This window comes from Enterobacter sp. HSTU-ASh6 (genome assembly GCF_026319105.1).
Classification (GTDB): domain Bacteria; phylum Pseudomonadota; class Gammaproteobacteria; order Enterobacterales; family Enterobacteriaceae; genus Enterobacter; species Enterobacter sichuanensis.
Map to the genome: position 1 here is coordinate 1 of NZ_WSPD01000018.1, position 17,669 is coordinate 17,669.

At 52.7% G+C, this 17,669-nt stretch carries 15 protein-coding genes and 1 rRNA gene; 8 read left to right on the forward strand and 8 right to left on the reverse strand.

All coding sequences use genetic code 11. The features are described from left to right. Positions 1 to 115 (forward strand): 5S ribosomal RNA (gene rrf / locus GM298_RS18670). A gap of 99 nt (positions 116 to 214) precedes the next feature. Here rrf and mobB read toward each other — a convergent pair. Together mobB and mobA are read right to left on the reverse strand one after the other, a co-directional pair. Next, positions 215 to 718 (reverse strand): molybdopterin-guanine dinucleotide biosynthesis protein MobB, encoded by a 504-nt coding sequence (mobB, locus tag GM298_RS18675; protein WP_266155030.1) that lies wholly within the window; start codon positions 716 to 718, stop codon positions 215 to 217. After that, positions 715 to 1,299, reverse strand: a complete 585-nt coding sequence (gene mobA, locus GM298_RS18680) for a molybdenum cofactor guanylyltransferase MobA (RefSeq protein WP_262748575.1) — start codon at positions 1,297 to 1,299, stop codon at positions 715 to 717. The genes mobB and mobA overlap by 4 nt, the downstream gene beginning before the upstream one ends. A gap of 68 nt (positions 1,300 to 1,367) precedes the next feature. On the opposite strand from mobA, the gene GM298_RS18685 reads away from it, so the two are divergent. From GM298_RS18685 to dsbA, 3 genes are all read left to right on the forward strand, one after another. Further along, positions 1,368 to 1,637 carry a YihD family protein gene (locus tag GM298_RS18685; RefSeq protein ID WP_003861904.1) on the forward strand — a complete coding sequence of 90 codons (270 nt, stop codon included), beginning with the start codon at positions 1,368 to 1,370 and terminating at the stop codon, positions 1,635 to 1,637. A gap of 75 nt (positions 1,638 to 1,712) precedes the next feature. Further along, the gene (locus tag GM298_RS18690) at positions 1,713 to 2,699 is read left to right on the forward strand and encodes a serine/threonine protein kinase (protein WP_266155031.1); all 987 of its coding nucleotides are present in this window, start codon (positions 1,713 to 1,715) and stop codon (positions 2,697 to 2,699) included. A 27-nt stretch (positions 2,700 to 2,726) separates the two neighbouring features. Continuing rightward, the gene (gene dsbA / locus GM298_RS18695; protein WP_045285687.1) at positions 2,727 to 3,350 is read left to right on the forward strand and encodes a thiol:disulfide interchange protein DsbA; all 624 of its coding nucleotides are present in this window, start codon (positions 2,727 to 2,729) and stop codon (positions 3,348 to 3,350) included. 23 nt (positions 3,351 to 3,373) lie between these two features. Here dsbA and GM298_RS18700 read toward each other — a convergent pair whose 3' ends face one another. Continuing rightward, positions 3,374 to 4,282, reverse strand: coding sequence for an acyltransferase (locus GM298_RS18700; RefSeq protein ID WP_128340009.1), 909 nt, complete (start codon positions 4,280 to 4,282; stop codon positions 3,374 to 3,376). Positions 4,283 to 4,722: 440 nt separating this feature from the next. Here GM298_RS18700 and polA point away from each other — a divergent pair, with 440 nt between their 5' ends. After that, complete coding sequence (polA, locus tag GM298_RS18705; protein WP_025759567.1) at positions 4,723 to 7,515, forward strand: DNA polymerase I; 2,793 nt, start codon at positions 4,723 to 4,725, stop codon at positions 7,513 to 7,515. Positions 7,516 to 7,827: 312 nt separating this feature from the next. Here polA and yihA read toward each other — a convergent pair whose 3' ends face one another. Continuing rightward, the gene (gene yihA / locus GM298_RS18710) at positions 7,828 to 8,457 is read right to left on the reverse strand and encodes a ribosome biogenesis GTP-binding protein YihA/YsxC (RefSeq protein ID WP_045285688.1); all 630 of its coding nucleotides are present in this window, start codon (positions 8,455 to 8,457) and stop codon (positions 7,828 to 7,830) included. Between the two features lie 579 nt (positions 8,458 to 9,036). On the opposite strand from yihA, the gene yihI reads away from it, so the two are divergent. Together yihI and hemN are read left to right on the forward strand one after the other, a co-directional pair. Next, positions 9,037 to 9,549 (forward strand): Der GTPase-activating protein YihI, encoded by a 513-nt coding sequence (gene yihI / locus GM298_RS18715; protein WP_025759565.1) that lies wholly within the window; start codon positions 9,037 to 9,039, stop codon positions 9,547 to 9,549. A 188-nt stretch (positions 9,550 to 9,737) separates the two neighbouring features. Next, positions 9,738 to 11,111, forward strand: a complete 1,374-nt coding sequence (hemN, locus tag GM298_RS18720) for an oxygen-independent coproporphyrinogen III oxidase (RefSeq protein ID WP_266155034.1) — start codon at positions 9,738 to 9,740, stop codon at positions 11,109 to 11,111. Positions 11,112 to 11,178: 67 nt separating this feature from the next. Here the strand turns inward: hemN and GM298_RS18725 are convergent, their stop codons facing one another. The 4 genes from GM298_RS18725 to glnA all read right to left on the reverse strand — a co-directional run bounded on the left by GM298_RS18725 (position 11,179) and on the right by glnA (position 15,453). Then, entirely contained in the window at positions 11,179 to 11,289 is a 111-nt protein-coding gene (locus tag GM298_RS18725) for a YshB family small membrane protein (RefSeq protein WP_032670298.1), read from the reverse strand. 110 nt (positions 11,290 to 11,399) lie between these two features. Next, complete coding sequence (gene glnG, locus GM298_RS18730) at positions 11,400 to 12,812, reverse strand: nitrogen regulation protein NR(I) (RefSeq protein ID WP_020883985.1); 1,413 nt, start codon at positions 12,810 to 12,812, stop codon at positions 11,400 to 11,402. A gap of 11 nt (positions 12,813 to 12,823) precedes the next feature. Next, positions 12,824 to 13,873, reverse strand: coding sequence for a nitrogen regulation protein NR(II) (glnL, locus tag GM298_RS18735; protein ID WP_008501857.1), 1,050 nt, complete (start codon positions 13,871 to 13,873; stop codon positions 12,824 to 12,826). A gap of 170 nt (positions 13,874 to 14,043) precedes the next feature. After that, on the reverse strand, positions 14,044 to 15,453 hold the full coding sequence (gene glnA / locus GM298_RS18740; RefSeq protein WP_008501856.1) for a glutamate--ammonia ligase: 1,410 nt from the start codon (positions 15,451 to 15,453) through the stop codon (positions 14,044 to 14,046). A 376-nt stretch (positions 15,454 to 15,829) separates the two neighbouring features. Here glnA and typA point away from each other — a divergent pair, with 376 nt between their 5' ends. Further along, positions 15,830 to 17,653 carry a ribosome-dependent GTPase TypA gene (typA, locus tag GM298_RS18745; protein WP_008501854.1) on the forward strand — a complete coding sequence of 608 codons (1,824 nt, stop codon included), beginning with the start codon at positions 15,830 to 15,832 and terminating at the stop codon, positions 17,651 to 17,653. Positions 17,654 to 17,669: the final 16 nt, after the last annotated feature.

The window sequence follows — 17,669 nt, forward strand, 5'->3', positions numbered from 1 at the left end:
CTGGCGGCTTTAGCGCGGTGGTCCCACCTGACCCCATGCCGAACTCAGAAGTGAAACGCCGTAGCGCCGATGGTAGTGTGGGGTCTCCCCATGTGAGAGTAGGGAACTGCCAGGCATCAAACAAGTGAAGAGGCCATCCGAAAGGATGGCCTTTTTGCGTTTCTGAACCAATGAATTTTGTAGGCCGGGTAAGGCAAAGCCGCCACCCGGCTAGTCAGGCCGCATTCCACGCCACAATAAATTCCGCAATCCCATCCACATCATTTAAATTCAGTACCGGAACCTCAAGCGGCAACATAACATCACTGGCGACGGCAATCACATGCTCATCAAGCGTTAATTCGCTGACATCATGCCCGGCATCGCTTCTGAACAGCAGGATCTTTGGCACGGCCTCATGCTTAAACCCCTCAACCAGCACCAGATCCAGCGTGGAATGATCCATTCGACTCACCAGGTACGCGAGATCCAGAGGCGCTTCATCCGGCGTTTCTGTCATTAATGCCCAGCGCTGAGAACTTGCCACCATCGTTTGCGCGGCACCCGCTTTACGCAACTCATAGCTATCTTTGCCCGGTTTATCGACATCCATATTATGGTGGGTGTGCTTGATCAGTCCGGGACGGATACCTCTGGTACACAGCGCAGGAATGAGCTTTTTTAACAACGTGGTTTTCCCGGTGCCACTCCAGGCAGAAATAGCCAGAACAGGTCTCATCTTTTCTCCTGCATCATCTGCAACTCTTCACACGTATTCACGTTCACAAACGCTGCTTTTACATCGCTAAAATCAACGGAATGGCCGCCAGACTGGCGCATGAAGACCATCACTCTGCGTTCGCCTGCCGTGAGGTACTCCTGCAGGGCAGGTGCGAGCGATCGGTGCATCAACGCAATAGCAGGATGGTCACGCTCCCCGTCGTGTACCCAAACCACGGGCGCTGTACCACGAAGCCGGAACAGCCGCTCGACAAGACAGGACGGAATAAAGGGCGTATCGCAGGGGCAGAAGATAAACCACTCGCCCTGAGACTGTTGCATAACGGAAAGCATACCGGCCAGCGGTCCCGGATAATCTTTCAGGTTATCCGGGTAAACGGCATACCCGCTGCGCTGGTAAGTGTCGATATGCCTGTTCGCACTGATGACCATTGTTGTCACCTGGTCTGCGAGTGTATCTGCGACACATTGCCATAGAGGTTTGCCGTTCAGACATTGTAACCCCTTATCTTTCCCACCCATTCGTGTCGCCCGGCCACCAGCCAGAACGACCCCAATGATTTCCTGGTTAAGATTCACGAATATCGCCTCTTTTATTGTGGGATTGACCCTGCTAACGTGTCACTCTAAATGAAAGGAGCACCACCATGAAATGTAAACGTCTGAATGAAGTTATTGAACTCCTCCAGCCCGCCTGGCAAAAAGAGCCAGAGCTGAATCTGATGCAATTTTTACAGAAACTGGCGAAAGAGTCAGGTTTTGACGGCGAACTGGCAGACCTTTCTGACGACATCCTGATCTATCATCTTAAAATGCGTGACTCTGCCAAAGATGCTGTTATTCCTGGTATTCAGAAAGATTATGAGGAAGATTTTAAGACTGCGCTGTTGCGCGCCCGAGGCGTAATTAAAGAGTAAAAGCTTGTAAGCGGCGGCACCGAAATCGCCACAAGATGATATCCTGAATCATTCGTATAATTTCCGGATGATCGGATGAACGACCAGGCTTTTACTTTCCAGACATTACACCCGGACACCATTATGGATGCCCTGTTTGAACAGGGCATTCGGGTGGATTCCGGGCTAACACCGTTAAACAGCTACGAAAACCGCGTCTATCAATTCCAGGACGAGGATCGTCAGCGCTTCGTCGTAAAGTTCTATCGTCCTGAACGCTGGTCCGCAGAACAGATTCAGGAAGAGCATCAGTTTGCCCACGATCTGCTGGATGACGATGTCCCCGTTGCCGCACCGCTAAAATTCAATAACCAAACGCTCCTGACGCACGAAGGGTTTTATTACGCGGTATTCCCGAGTCTGGGCGGTCGTCAGTTTGAAGCGGATAATATCGATCAGATGGAGTGGGTGGCTCGCTATCTGGGACGCATACATCAGACGGGGCGCAAAAAAGCCTTTATTTCCCGCCCGACTATTGGCATTCAGGAATACCTTCTGGAACCACGTGGCATATTCGAAACATCAGCCATGATCCCCACTGCGCTAAAGGATGATTTCCTCAACGCTACCGATAAGCTTATTGCTGCGGTGAAAACCTGCTGGCGTGACGATATTTCCGTCCTGCGTCTGCATGGCGATTGTCACGCCGGAAATATTCTCTGGCGCGATGGCCCGCTCTTTGTCGATCTTGATGATGCGCGTATGGGGCCAGCGGTTCAGGATCTGTGGATGCTGCTCAATGGTGACAAAGCCGAGCAACGCATGCAGCTTGAAACCATTATTGAAGCCTATGAAGAATTTAGCCCATTTAATTCAGACGAAATTGCCCTGATTGAGCCTTTACGTGCTATGCGTTTTGTTTATTATCTCGCATGGTTAATCAGGCGTTGGGACGATCCCGCATTTCCTCGAAATTTCCCGTGGCTTACCGGAGAGGATTACTGGCGTAGCCAGATATCTACATTTACTGAGCAGGTCAAGGTTCTTCAGGAGCCCCCTCTGCAATTAACGCCGATGTATTAATTGGACACACCCAGGAGAGAGTTAATCATGAAAAAAATTTGGCTGGCGCTGGCAGGTATGATTCTGGCATTTAGCGCTTCTGCTGCGCAGTTTACCGACGGCAAACAGTACATCACGCTGGACAAACCGGTCGCTGGCGAGCCACAGGTTCTGGAGTTCTTCTCGTTCTATTGCCCACACTGCTATCAGTTTGAGCAGGTGCTGCATGTTTCTGACAACGTGAAGAAAAAACTGCCGGAAGGCACCAAAATGACCAAGTACCATGTTGAGTTCCTGGGTCCATTGGGCAAAGACCTGACTCAGGCATGGGCGGTGGCTATGGCATTGGGCGTGGAAGATAAGATCACGTCGCCAATGTTTGAAGCCGTACAGAAAACCCAGACTGTTCAGACCACTGCGGATATCCGTAAAGTGTTCGTTGATGCTGGCGTGAAAGGTGAAGAGTACGATGCAGCATGGAACAGCTTCGTAGTGAAATCACTGGTTGCCCAGCAGGAAAAAGCGGCGGCTGACCTCCAGCTTCAGGGCGTTCCGGCGATGTTTGTTAACGGCAAATATCAGCTGAACATGCAGGGCATGGATACCAGCAGCATGGATATCTTCGTACAGCAGTATGCAGATACCGTGAAATACCTGGTTGAGAAGAAGTAATCTCACTAATGTAAAAACGCCGGTCACTGACCGGCGTTTTTGTATGAAGATTTTATATTGTCTATCTGTTCGTCTTTCTCTTTCCAGAGCGTATTAAGCCACTGCTGGAAACGACGTTTGAAATTCTTATCGTTTACGTAGTCACCGTGCAGTTCAGCGTCTATCGGCACCAGCTCAACACGGACAACAATGCGCGTCAGTTTGCCGCTGAGCATATCGAAGAACGGCGTCTTATCGTTTGCCGGATAGCAGAGCGTGACGTTCAGCAGTTTATCGAACTGTGCGCCCAGCACATTCAGCGCCATCGCTATCCCCGCAGCCTTTGGCGGCAGCAGGTTTTGATAAGGGGAGCGCGTTTGCTGGCGCTTCTCTTGTGTAAACCGGGAGCCTTCAACGAAGTTCACGATGGTGGTGGGATGCGCGCGAAATTTTTCACAGGAACGGCGTGTTGTCTCCACGTCCTTACCGCGACGTTCTGGATGACGAATCAAATAGCTGCGCGAATAGCGTTTCATAAACGGCATATCGAGCGCCCAGCAGGCCAGTCCGATAAAAGGCACCCACGCGAGCTGCTGTTTCAGGAAGTATTTGTTCATGGGGATGTGCTTGCGGAAAAGCACACACAACACCACGATATCAGCCCAACTGTGATGATTACAGATCAGCAGATACCAGTTCTTTTTATTAAGGTTTTCCAGCCCTTCGACGTCCCACTTCAGATGCGGGTTCAGGCGCAGCAGGATCGCCAGACCTTCGCACCAGCAGTACATCATGAAGTTACAAAATGCGGATACGGCTCGCCACACCACAGGGACAGGCAGCAGCAGTTTAATGATCCCGGCGATAATGATCGGCACAGAGCAGGCGATAGTCACCAGGATAGTTAAAATGATGCTTAACAGTAAAGTTATTGCAGCGAGCAATCTCGACATGATGAGTCTTTTCAAGTAATTAGCTTTAAATGAGCGGCCGGCTATTTGGCGCTGGGCGCTGATTTTACCAGAAAACAGACAAAGTAATGGCGCTTTCATGTCAGAAGTGGGCCGCTTTTACCCTGGCGCAGAAGATTTCTCTATGATTCTTCGCTTATCAAGGCTTATATCCACATAGACTAAATTGTCATCAGTTGGCTCTATAGATAGGATCCAACACACTAACAATATGATTATTAAGATCTAAATATCATCCCATATGTCTTTTTTGCGTCTGTTATTCATATGAAGTGAAAATATACACAAACTTATCCACAGTTTTATTTTTGCGAGCGATCCTGACGATCGCAAAATCTTTTCCTGTATCTGGCGCTAATACCTGATGTTTTCATCCTTCTGTGGCATCCTTTAGGCATAAATTGATTAAAGGCACGGACATTATGGTTCAGATCCCAGAAAACCCTCTTATTCTCGTCGATGGCTCTTCTTACCTGTATCGGGCGTACCATGCGTTTCCTCCTCTGACCAACAGCGCAGGGGAACCTACCGGCGCAATGTACGGCGTGCTGAATATGCTGCGCAGCCTGATCCTTCAGTATCAGCCAACCCATGCGGCCGTCGTTTTCGATGCGAAAGGTAAAACTTTCCGCGATGAGTTGTTTGAGCATTACAAATCCCACCGTCCGCCAATGCCTGACGATCTGCGTGCGCAGATTGAGCCGCTGCACGCCATGGTGAAAGCGATGGGTCTGCCGCTGCTGGCCGTATCAGGCGTTGAAGCGGATGACGTCATCGGTACGCTGGCGCGTGAAGCAGAAAAGATGGGCCGTCCGGTACTGATCAGCACCGGTGATAAAGATATGGCGCAGCTGGTGACGCCAGGGATCACCCTGATTAACACCATGACTAACACCATTCTGGGGCCGGAAGAGGTGGTCGCAAAGTATGGCGTGCCGCCAGAGCTGATTATCGATTTCCTCGCGTTGATGGGCGACTCCTCGGATAATATCCCTGGTGTGCCGGGCGTCGGTGAAAAAACGGCACAGGCGCTGCTGCAGGGGCTGGGCGGGCTGGATACGCTTTACGCGGAGTCGGATAAAATCGCCGGGCTCTCCTTCCGTGGGGCAAAAACCATGGCCGGAAAACTGGAAGAGAACAAAGAGGTGGCTTATCTCTCTTATCAGCTGGCGACCATCAAAACCGATGTCGAACTGGAACTGGGCTGTGAACAGCTGGAGGTACAACAGCCTTCCGCTGACGCGCTGCTGAGCCTGTTTAAGAAATACGAATTTAAACGCTGGACCACTGACGTGGAAGCCGGTAAATGGCTGCAGGCAAAAGGGGCCAAACCTGCTGCAAAGCCGAAGGAAACCATTGTTATTGATGCCGAAGAGCAGGCGGAAGAAGAAGCCGTGGCGCTTTCCTTCGACAACTATGAAACCATTCTTGAAGAATCGCAGCTCATCGCCTGGATTGAGAAACTGAAAAAGGCACCTGTCTTCGCTTTTGATACCGAAACGGACAGTCTCGATAACATCTCTGCCAATATGGTGGGCCTCTCCTTTGCGACAGAGCCGGGTGTTGCGGCCTATGTTCCTGTGGCGCATGATTATCTGGATGCGCCGGAGCAAATCTCGCGCGACCGTGTGCTTGAGTTACTGAAGCCAATCCTGGAGGACGAAAAGGCGCTGAAGGTCGGGCAGAACCTAAAGTATGACCGCGGCATTTTGCAAAACTACGGCATTGAACTACGTGGAATTGCCTTTGACACTATGCTCGAATCCTACATTCTGGATAGCGTCGCGGGCCGCCACGATATGGATTCCCTGTCTGACCGCTGGCTTAAGCACAAAACCATCACGTTTGAAGAGATTGCCGGTAAAGGGAAAAATCAGCTTACCTTTAACCAGATTGCTCTCGAAGAAGCCGGACGCTACGCGGCGGAAGACGCTGATGTCACGCTGCAGCTACACCTGAAGATGTGGCCAAAACTGCAGAAGCATGAAGGGCCGCTGAACGTATTCCAGAACATCGAGATGCCGCTGGTTCCCGTGCTTTCACGCATCGAACGTAACGGTGTCAAAATCGACCCGACGGTACTGCATAACCACTCCGGGGAGCTTGCCCAGCGCCTGACCGAGCTTGAGCAAAAGGCGCATGAGCTTGCCGGTGAGCCGTTTAATCTCTCCTCTCCGAAACAGCTGCAAACCATTCTGTTTGAAAAGCAGGGGATCAAACCGCTGAAGAAAACCCCCGGTGGCGCGCCATCAACTTCAGAAGAGGTTCTGGAAGAGCTGGCGCTGGATTATCCGCTGCCAAAAGTGATTCTGGAGTACCGCGGTCTGGCGAAGCTGAAATCGACCTACACCGATAAGCTGCCGCTGATGATCAACCCGAAAACGGGTCGTGTACACACCTCCTATCATCAGGCTGTCGCGGCAACGGGTCGTCTCTCGTCAACCGATCCAAACCTGCAGAACATCCCGGTACGTAACGAAGAAGGCCGCCGTATTCGCCAGGCCTTTATTGCACCCGATGATTATCTGATTGTTTCTGCAGACTACTCGCAAATTGAGTTGCGTATTATGGCGCACCTGTCCCGTGACAAGGGGCTGTTGACGGCGTTTGCCGAAGGGAAGGATATCCACCGGGCGACCGCAGCGGAAGTCTTCGGTCTGCCACTGGAGAGCGTGACAAACGAACAGCGCCGCAGCGCGAAAGCGATCAACTTCGGGCTGATTTACGGCATGAGTGCATTTGGTCTTTCTCGCCAGCTTAATATCCCACGCAAAGAGTCGCAGAAGTATATGGATCTCTACTTTGAGCGTTATCCGGGCGTACTGGACTATATGGAACGTACCCGTGCTCAGGCGAAGGAGAAAGGCTACGTTGAAACCCTGGATGGCCGTCGCCTCTATTTACCGGACATCAAATCCAGCAACGCGGCACGCCGTGCGGGCGCAGAACGTGCGGCAATCAACGCCCCGATGCAGGGAACCGCAGCGGACATTATCAAGCGCGCCATGATCGCGGTGGATGCGTGGCTGGAACAGGAGAAGCCACGCGTGAAAATGATCATGCAGGTACACGATGAACTGGTATTCGAAGTGCACAAAGACGATCTTGATACCGTGTCGAAGAAGATCCACGAATTGATGGAAAGCAGCATGACACTTGACGTGCCGTTGCTGGTGGAAGTGGGAAGTGGTGAAAACTGGGATCAGGCTCACTAACGGTTCGGGCAATAACGCGCTTTTTATGTAAGTTAGCAACATAACGATGTGCTTTTTGTGACGATCATTAGAATTCCTTATGTAAAGAATGAAAAAAAACTACAAAAAGTGCTTTTTCTGCAGCAAAAAAAGGGGTAGAGTTAGCGACGTAGGGTACAGAGGTAAGATGTTCTATCTTTCAGACCTTTTACTTCACGTAATCGGATTTGGCTGAATATTTTAGCCGCCCCAGTCAGTAATGACTGGGGCGTTTTTTATTGTGGCAAAGAAAAATTCAGGTAAAAAAAAGCGCGGCCATTGCCGCGCCCGGTATCACTCTTCTTCCGCTTCCGTCGCGGGTTCCAGCTCGCTAAACCAGGTGTCGAGCTTCTGACGCAGCTTGTCCACGCCCTGCTTTTTCAGCGAGGAGAACGGCTCAACCTGTACGTCACCGTTGAAGGCCAGCACCGCTTCGCGAACCATATTCACCTGCGCTTTGCGCGCACCGCTCGCCAGCTTATCCGCTTTTGTCAGCAGCACCAGAACGGCAATATCACTTGCGACAGCCCAGTCGATCATCTGCTGATCGAGGTCTTTCAGCGGGTGGCGAATATCCATCAGCACCACCAGACCCTTCAGGCACATGCGTTTTTCCAGGTATTCACCGAGCGCACGCTGCCACTTGATCTTCATCTCTTCCGGTACCTGGGCGTAACCGTAACCCGGTAAGTCGACCAGGCGTTTGCCATCGGCCACTTCAAACAGGTTAATCAGCTGGGTACGGCCAGGTGTTTTTGAGGTACGCGCCAGGTTCTTCTGATTGGTCAGCGTATTCAGTGCGCTGGATTTTCCCGCGTTTGAACGGCCAGCAAAGGCCACTTCGATACCGGTATCAGAAGGCAGGTGGCGAATATCGGGCGCACTGGTGACAAAATGCGTCTGTTGGTAGTTCCAGGTAGTCACGTGGTCGTCTCCAAAAATCGTAATCTGCGGGGGATTATACCTGAATGCGGGCAAAAGACTTTTTTCATTGCACTCCGCCTGTAGGCTTAAGCCCTGGCCGCTGTGAGAGATCGGCTATAAGTACTATGGGAGATTTCAGAGAAATCGCAGGGGTAAAAAAAGACAAACTGTTTTAAATCATAATCTTATTTCCAGGTAATTATCTGAAAATCCGTTTTTGTACCGTTTCGTTGCTTGTTAGTTTAAGCGAACACGGTAAAGTATGCGGCAAGGCGAGGAAGCCAACAGGATAATGACTTAAGGATAAGGGTCAGGAGCGCCAGGAGGCGAAGACGCAGGATTGTCAGGATGACAAACGCCTGGAGGCGTTTTAACAGGAAAGGGAACCGTATCACGGACGGTAGTAGCCAAGGGATAAACAGGGTTTGTTGTTGGCAAACAAGGAATGTCTGACCCGCTAAGGGTTGTGAGTCAGGAAAAAAGGCGACAGATTGCTCTGTCGCCTTTTTTCTTTGCTTGCTTTCTGCTAGATTTCGCCGCAATTCTATACTGAAGAAAACGACTTAAAGATAAAACATCATGAAAAAACCGACCTCCGCAGCGGGCGCTAAACGCCCTGCCAAAGCACGCCGCAAAACGCGCGAAGAACTGAACCAGGAAGCGCGCGATCGCAAACGCGATAAAAAACATCGCGGTCATGCGGCGGGTAGCCGTGCAAACGGTGGCGGTACAGCAGGTGCTTCTGCGAAAAATAAGCCGCAGAAAGATCCACGTATCGGCAGTAAAACTCCCATACCACTGGGCGTGACAGACACCCCGGTTACTAAGCAGCACAAACCAAAGAGCGAGAAACCTATGCTTTCACCGCAGGCTGAGCTGGATTTGCTGGAGAACGATGAGCGCCTGGACGCGCTGCTGGAACGTCTTGAAGAGGGGGAAACCCTGACTGCGGAAGAGCAGTCATGGGTGGATGCTAAACTGGATCGCATCGACGAGCTGATGCAGAAGCTGGGCCTGTCGTACGACGATGACGAAGATGAAGAAGAAGAAAAGCAGGAAGATATGATGCGTCTTCTGAAGGGTGGAAACTAACATTTGCACCCGGCAGGAACGATAGTCCTGCTTATAACCCTTCCGGTTGTATGTTATCTGGTGTGGTTATTCGTTAAACTACGGCGGTTGTCGCGGCGACAAAAGTGGCTGCGCACCCGATTAATGGCCCGCAATGGGGTCAGAACGGGCCGCCGTAAACGAACGCGACACCAACGGAAGGAGTGAGCATGTCTGTACCATCTATCGACTGGGATTTGGCCCTGATCCAGAAATATAACTATTCCGGGCCGCGTTATACGTCCTACCCTACCGCGCTGGAGTTTTCCGACGCCTTCGGCGAGGATGATTTTCAGCAGGCTGTCGCGCGCTATCCTGAGCGTCCGCTGTCGCTCTACGTCCATATTCCGTTCTGCCACAAGCTCTGCTACTTCTGCGGCTGTAATAAAATTGTGACCCGTCAGCAGCACAAAGCCGACCAATACCTTGATGCGCTCGAACAAGAAATTGTGCATCGCGCGCCGCTGTTTGCCGGTCGTCACGTCAGCCAACTTCACTGGGGCGGCGGCACGCCAACCTATCTGAATAAAGCGCAGATCAGCCGTTTGATGACGCTTCTGCGCGGGCACTTCCATTTTAACGATGATGCTGAAATCTCGATCGAGGTCGATCCCCGCGAAATTGCGCTGGATGTGCTGGATCATTTACGCGCCGAAGGCTTCAATCGCCTGAGTATGGGCGTGCAGGACTTCAACAAAGAGGTCCAGCGTCTGGTCAACCGCGAGCAGGACGAAGAATTTATCTTTGCCTTACTCAACCATGCGCGTGACATTGGCTTCACCTCGACCAATATCGATCTGATTTACGGCCTGCCAAAGCAAACGCCGGAAAGCTTCGCCTTCACGCTAAAGCGCGTGTCCGAACTCAACCCGGACCGCCTCAGCGTCTTTAACTATGCGCATCTGCCGACACTCTTTGCGGCTCAGCGCAAAATCAAAGACACCGATCTCCCTTCTGCCCAACAGAAGCTGGATATCCTGCAGGAGACCATCACCTCGCTGACCGGGGCCGGCTATCAGTTTATTGGTATGGATCACTTTGCCCGTCCGGATGACGAGCTGGCTATTGCTCAGCGCGACGGGGTACTGCACCGTAACTTCCAGGGCTATACGACCCAGGGCGATACCGATCTGTTGGGGATGGGCGTCTCCGCCATCAGCATGATTGGCGACTGTTACGCGCAGAACCAGAAAGAGCTGAAGCTGTACTATCAGCAGGTGGATGAGACCGGAAACGCGCTGTGGCGCGGTATAGCGTTAACGCGTGACGACTGCATTCGTCGTGATGTGATTAAGGCACTGATCTGCAACTTCCGCCTCGATTTCAGCGATGTTGAGTCGCAGTGGGATCTGCAGTTCAGCGATTATTTTGCAGAGGACCTGAATCTTCTGGCACCGCTGGCGAAAGACGGGCTGGTGGCGGTATCGGAGAGTGCGATTGAAGTCACGCCGAAAGGGCGTCTGTTGATTCGTAACATTTGCATGTGTTTTGACGCCTACCTGCGGCAGAAAGCGCGTTTGCAGCAGTTCTCGCGGGTGATTTAAGCCGCAAAAGCAAGAAAGGTAGGCCGGGTAAGGCGTAACCGCCACCCGGCTTTTCATTGACAGCTCGTTAGCTAAACAGCCCAACCAGCGCCGCACACAGCACAGCCGCAACGGCGGTTTGTGGCGTGTGGCTTTCAGCGGCTCCGCTAGAGAGCATATTCACCAGTGTTTCCAGCATGATGTTCACCCCCAATTTCCGGGCACGATCATACAAAACTCAATGAAACAGTAAAGCGCAAAATAACGGCAATTTGCGCTCAATTAATAACCTTTACACAAGAGCGGATATTATTCCATACCCAGCTCTTTAAGCTTGCGCGTCAGGGTATTACGTCCCCATCCCAACAGGCGAGCGGCTTCCTGCTTATGGCCCTGGGTATGACGAAGCGCGGTGGTTAACAGCGTACGTTCCATCTCTGGCTGTGCTTCAGAAAGCAGGTTTTGATGACCGGAACGCAGCGCACGGTCGGCCCACTGTGCCAGCAGCGTCGCCCAGCTGTCCGGCAGCGCGTGCCCGGTACTGCTTTCGGGGGCCGTCGCTTCAAACAGCTCAGCCGGTAAATCCTGAATCAATACTTCCTGCCCGGCGGCCATCACGGTGAGCCAGCGGCAGGTATTTTCCAGCTGACGTACGTTGCCTGGCCACGCCAGACGCGTAAGCGCGGCATCGGTTTCCGGGTGAAGCTGTTTGGCCTCCACGCCCAGCTCACGGGCGGCCACCTGCAGGAAATGACGCGCCAGGCGAGGGATATCTTCACGACGTTCACGCAGCGGTGGCAGATGAACGCGAATCACGTTCAGGCGATGGAATAAATCCTCACGGAATTTACCTTCCTGCACCCGCTGCTCCAGGTTCTGGTGGGTCGCGGCAATAATACGCACATCCACCTTCACCGGCGCATAGCCGCCCACGCGATAAAACTGCCCGTCGGCCAGCACGCGCAGCAGGCGGGTCTGGACATCCAGCGGCATATCGCCGATCTCATCCAGGAACAGCGTGCCGCCGTCAGCCTGTTCGAAGCGCCCCTGGCGAATGGTATTCGCACCGGTAAATGCCCCTTTTTCATGGCCGAACAGTTCGGACTCAATCAGGTCCTTCGGGATTGCCGCCATATTCAGGGCAATAAACGGCGCTTTTGCCCGCGGGCTGTGGCGATGTAATGCATGCGCTACAAGCTCTTTACCGGTTCCTGATTCACCGTTAATCAATACGCTGATGGATGAGCGGGACAAACGGCCAATAATGCGAAACACATCCTGCATCGCCGGCGCTTCGCCGATGATGTCTGTCGTTGGACCAAAATCGGGCGTATGGCGCGGCTGTTGCTGCTCCTGATAATGGCTAATCGCGCGCTCAACCAGCGCCACGGCTTCGTCGATATCAAACGGTTTGGGCAGGTAATCGAACGCCCCTTGCTGATAGGCGCTCACCGCGGCATCCAGATCGGAGTGTGCCGTCATGATGATGACCGGAAGCATGGGGTGGCGTTGTTTGATCTGCTTTAACAGCGCCAGCCCGTCCATACCCGGCATACGAATATCCGAAAGCAGCACGTCCGGCGTTTTAGTGGTGAGTGCGTCGAGCACTTCGCTGCCGCTCTCAAACGTCGTGCAGCTTAATCCTGCCCCTGTGAGCGCGCGTTCAAGCACCCAACGGATGGAGCTATCGTCATCGACTACCCAGACTATCCCTCGTTGCATAAACGTCACCTTTATTTTTTAATCGGCAGGAAAACCGAAAACTCGGTATGTCCCGGCCAACTGGTAAATTCAATTTTTCCAGAGTGTTGGTCGATCAAACTGCGGGCAATGGATAAGCCCAGGCCGGTCCCGCCTTCGCGCCCGCTGACCATCGGGTAGAACAGGGTATCCTGCAGATGCGAGGGAATACCGGGCCCGTTATCCTCAACGTCGATTCGGGCTGCCAGACGGTAGCGCACGCCGTGTAACGTCAGCTGGAAAGCGGTGCGGGTGCGTAAAATAATCTCGCCCCCTTCCGGCCCCAGCGCCTGCAGCGCATTGCGTACAATGTTCAACAGGACCTGTTCTATCTGGTCCGGGTCATGCGCCAGTTCCGGCAGGCTTGGGTCGTAATCACGCACCAGCGTGACGTTCTCCGGCAGCTCCATAGAGACGAGTTTCACCACCCGTTCAGCCACTTTATGGATGCTTTCTGTGACATGCATTCCCGGCTGTTGCGGCCCGAGAAGACGGTCAACCAGATTACGCAGACGGTCCGCCTGCTCAATGATGACGTTGGTGTACTCCGCCAGCGCAGGGTCAGGCAGCGCCTTGGTCAGAAGCTGCGCGGCGCCGCGTAACCCACCCAGCGGGTTTTTGATTTCATGCGCCAGGCCCCGCACCAGATCGCGGGCGGCAATTTGCTGCGCATGCTGAAGCTGTTCCTGGCTCAGTCGACGCTGATTATCCATCGGCGCCATTTCCAGCAGGATCAATCCCTCAGGAAGACGTTGCGCGGTAAGCGACAGAATATGCGAGCGCCCGTCGATCACCAGCGTTACTTCGTTATCGGTGAACCCCTGGCCCGCCTGCAAACTTTCCTGCATCAGGCCAATATTCAGTGAAAAATAGCTCAGGAGTTCCGGAAGCGGGGTGCCAAACAGTTTACGCGCGCTTTGGGCAAGCAGCTGCTGCGCCGCCGGGTTGGCGTAATGCACGGCCAGCTCGTCATCGACCAGCAAAATGCTGTTAATCAAAGAATTGAGGATCTGCCCAGCATCGGGCAGCGTGCCAGTTGCCATTCAGCAGTCTCCTGGAGTTGTTTGCACTAATTTAGTGCAGTATAGCGTTTTCGGCGTAAAAAGCGCGTGAGATCAGGTTGTTGGTGGAGAAAAAAGCCCATCCGGAGATGGGCTAAAAGTTTCCACGGCAACTACTCCCGGCGCTTGTCACGCCGGGTAAAACAACTTAATTAAACGCTGTAGTACAGTTCGAACTCAACCGGATGCGGAGTCATACGCACGCGGTCGTTCTCTTCGGTACGCAGGGCGATGTAAGCATCGATAGCGTCGTCAGTGAATACGCCACCTGCAGTCAGGAACTCGCGGTCTGCGTCCAGCGCCTGCAGGGCCTCTTCCAGAGAGCCAGCAACCTGTGGGATCTCTTTCGCTTCTTCTGGCGGCAGGTCGTACAGGTTTTTGTCCATCGCTTCGCCTGGGTGGATCTTGTTCTTGATACCGTCCAGACCCGCCATCAGCAGTGCTGCGAAGCACAGGTATGGGTTAGCCGCTGGATCCGGGAAGCGAACTTCGATACGACGCGCTTTAGGAGACGCCACCACCGGGATACGGATAGAAGCAGAACGGTTACGCGCAGAGTAAGCCAGCATCACTGGCGCTTCGTAGCCCGGGACCAGACGCTTGTAGGAGTTAGTGGTTGGGTTCGCCAGGGCGTTGATCGCTTTAGCATGCTTGATTACGCCGCCAATGTAGTACAGCGCCTGCTCAGACAGACCGGCATACTTGTCGCCAGAGAACAGGTTGGTACCGTTCTTGGACAGAGACATGTGGCAGTGCATACCGGAACCGTTATCGCCAAACATCGGTTTTGGCATGAAGGTCGCGGTTTTACCGAAACGGTGCGCAACGTTGTGCACAACGTATTTGTAGATCTGAATTTCGTCCGCTTTTTTGGTCATGGTGTTGAAGCGGGTAGCCACTTCGTTCTGACCAGCCGTTGCCACTTCGTGGTGGTGCGCTTCAACCACCAGGCCCATCTCTTCCATCACCAGACACATGGTGGAACGAATGTCCTGTGCAGAGTCGACCGGAGGAACCGGGAAATAGCCGCCTTTCACGCCAGGACGGTGACCTTTGTTACCACCTTCGTATTTGGTGGAAGAGTTCCATGCGCCTTCGATGTCATCGATAGCAACGTGGGAACCAGAAATAGACGCGCCGAAACGGATGTCATCGAACAGGAAGAATTCTGGCTCTGGCCCGAACAGAACGGTGTCTGCGATGCCGGTAGAACGCAGGTACTCTTCAGCGCGTTTCGCGATAGAACGTGGGTCGCGGTCGTAGCCCTGCAGGGTGCCTGGCTCGAGGATGTCGCAACGGATAATCAGAGTTGGTTCTTCGAAGAACGGATCAATGACCGCAGTGGTTGCATCTGGCATCAGAACCATGTCGGATTCGTTAATGCCTTTCCAGCCACCAATGGAGGAGCCGTCAAACATTTTGCCTTCTTCGAAGAATTCGGCGTTCACCTGATGAGCAGGGATTGTGACGTGCTGTTCTTTACCTTTGGTATCGGTGAAGCGCAGATCAACAAACTTCACTTCATGTTCGTTCAGCATCGTCAAAACGTGTTCAGCGGACATACTTAACTCTCCAGATTGGTCATTGTCGTCGTGGTAACGAGGTCTTCAGTTTCTGTTTGTACTGGCTGTTGCCATGTATTTTTTATAAAGCGAAATCTGTGCCAACTTTTAAAACACCCCAAAAAGGCGTTATCATGCGCACCATAGTGCAAAAGGGCTGCACCACAATGGTTATGTTGCACCAGTATAGTGCTTCAGTGTGAACACCGAGCACCATATTGGTGCAATTTTCGTTAAAGTGCCCTTTTTCGCTCCGTGAAAGCGATCACAAAGCATCTCTGCGATACTTGTTTGCGGAGGATGTTTGTGATCCTGTTTTGTAGTGCGATTAATCCGTGTACAATAACGCGCTATTTCTAATGCCTGAGGCAAAGTTGTGATCGAAAATTTGCGTAACATCGCCATCATCGCGCACGTTGACCATGGTAAAACTACCCTGGTTGATAAGCTGCTGCAGCAATCCGGTACGTTTGATGCGCGTGCCGAAACTCAAGAGCGTGTGATGGACTCCAACGATTTGGAGAAAGAGCGTGGGATTACCATCCTCGCGAAAAACACCGCTATTAAATGGAATGACTACCGTATCAACATCGTTGATACCCCAGGGCACGCCGACTTCGGTGGTGAAGTTGAGCGCGTGATGTCCATGGTGGATTCCGTGCTGCTGGTGGTTGACGCCTTTGACGGCCCTATGCCGCAAACGCGCTTCGTGACCAAAAAAGCATTTGCCCATGGCCTGAAACCTATTGTTGTTATCAACAAGGTTGACCGTCCTGGCGCACGTCCTGACTGGGTTGTTGATCAGGTATTCGACCTGTTCGTTAACCTCGACGCGACCGACGAACAGCTGGACTTCCCTATCATTTACGCTTCGGCGCTGAATGGTATCGCGGGTCTGGATCACGAAGATATGGCGGAAGACATGACCCCGCTGTATCAGGCGATTGTCGATCACGTACCGGCACCGGATGTTGATCTGGATGGTCCACTGCAGATGCAGATCTCCCAGCTGGACTACAACAACTACGTTGGCGTCATCGGTATCGGCCGTATCAAACGCGGTAAAGTGAAGCCAAACCAGCAGGTTACTATCATCGATAGCGAAGGCAAAACCCGTAATGGTAAAGTCGGCAAAGTGCTGACTCACCTGGGTCTGGAGCGTATCGACAGCGATCTGGCTGAAGCGGGCGACATCATCGCTATCACCGGTCTGGGCGAGCTGAACATCTCTGACACCATCTGCGATCCGCAGAACGTGGAAGCGCTGCCAGCCCTGTCTGTTGATGAACCAACCGTTACCATGTTCTTCAACGTCAACACCTCTCCGTTCTGTGGTAAAGAAGGTAAATTCGTTACCTCTCGTCAGATCCTTGACCGCCTGAACAAAGAGCTGGTGCACAACGTTGCGCTGCGCGTTGAAGAAACCGAAGACGCTGATGCATTCCGCGTTTCTGGCCGTGGTGAGCTGCACCTGTCTGTTCTGATCGAAAACATGCGTCGTGAAGGTTTCGAAATGGCGGTTTCCCGTCCGAAAGTTATCTTCCGCGAAATCGACGGCCGTAAACAAGAGCCGTTCGAAAACGTGACGCTGGACGTTGAAGAGCAGCATCAGGGTTCTGTGATGCAGGCGCTGGGTGAGCGTAAAGGCGACCTGAAAAACATGAATCCAGATGGCAAAGGCCGCGTACGTCTCGACTACGTGATCCCAAGCCGTGGCCTGATCGGCTTCCGTTCTGAGTTCATGACCATGACCTCTGGTACCGGTCTGCTGTACTCTACCTTCAGCCACTACGACGACGTGCGTCCGGGTGAAGTGGGCCAGCGTAACAACGGCGTACTGATCTCCAACGGTCAGGGTAAAGCGGTTGCGTTTGCGCTGTTCGGTCTGCAGGATCGCGGCAAGCTGTTCCTGGGTCACGGTGCTGAAGTCTATGAAGGCCAGATCATCGGTATTCACAGTCGTTCAAACGACCTGACCGTAAACTGCCTGACCGGTAAGAAACTGACCAACATGCGTGCGTCCGGTACTGACGAAGCAACGGTTCTGGTTCCACCGATCAAGATGACCCTGGAGCAGGCTCTGGAATTCATCGACGACGACGAACTGGTAGAAGTGACGCCACTGTCTATCCGTATCCGTAAACGTCACCTGACCGAGAACGATCGTAAACGTGCTATGCGCGGTGCGAAAGAAGAGTAATTTACTCCTCTCTGGT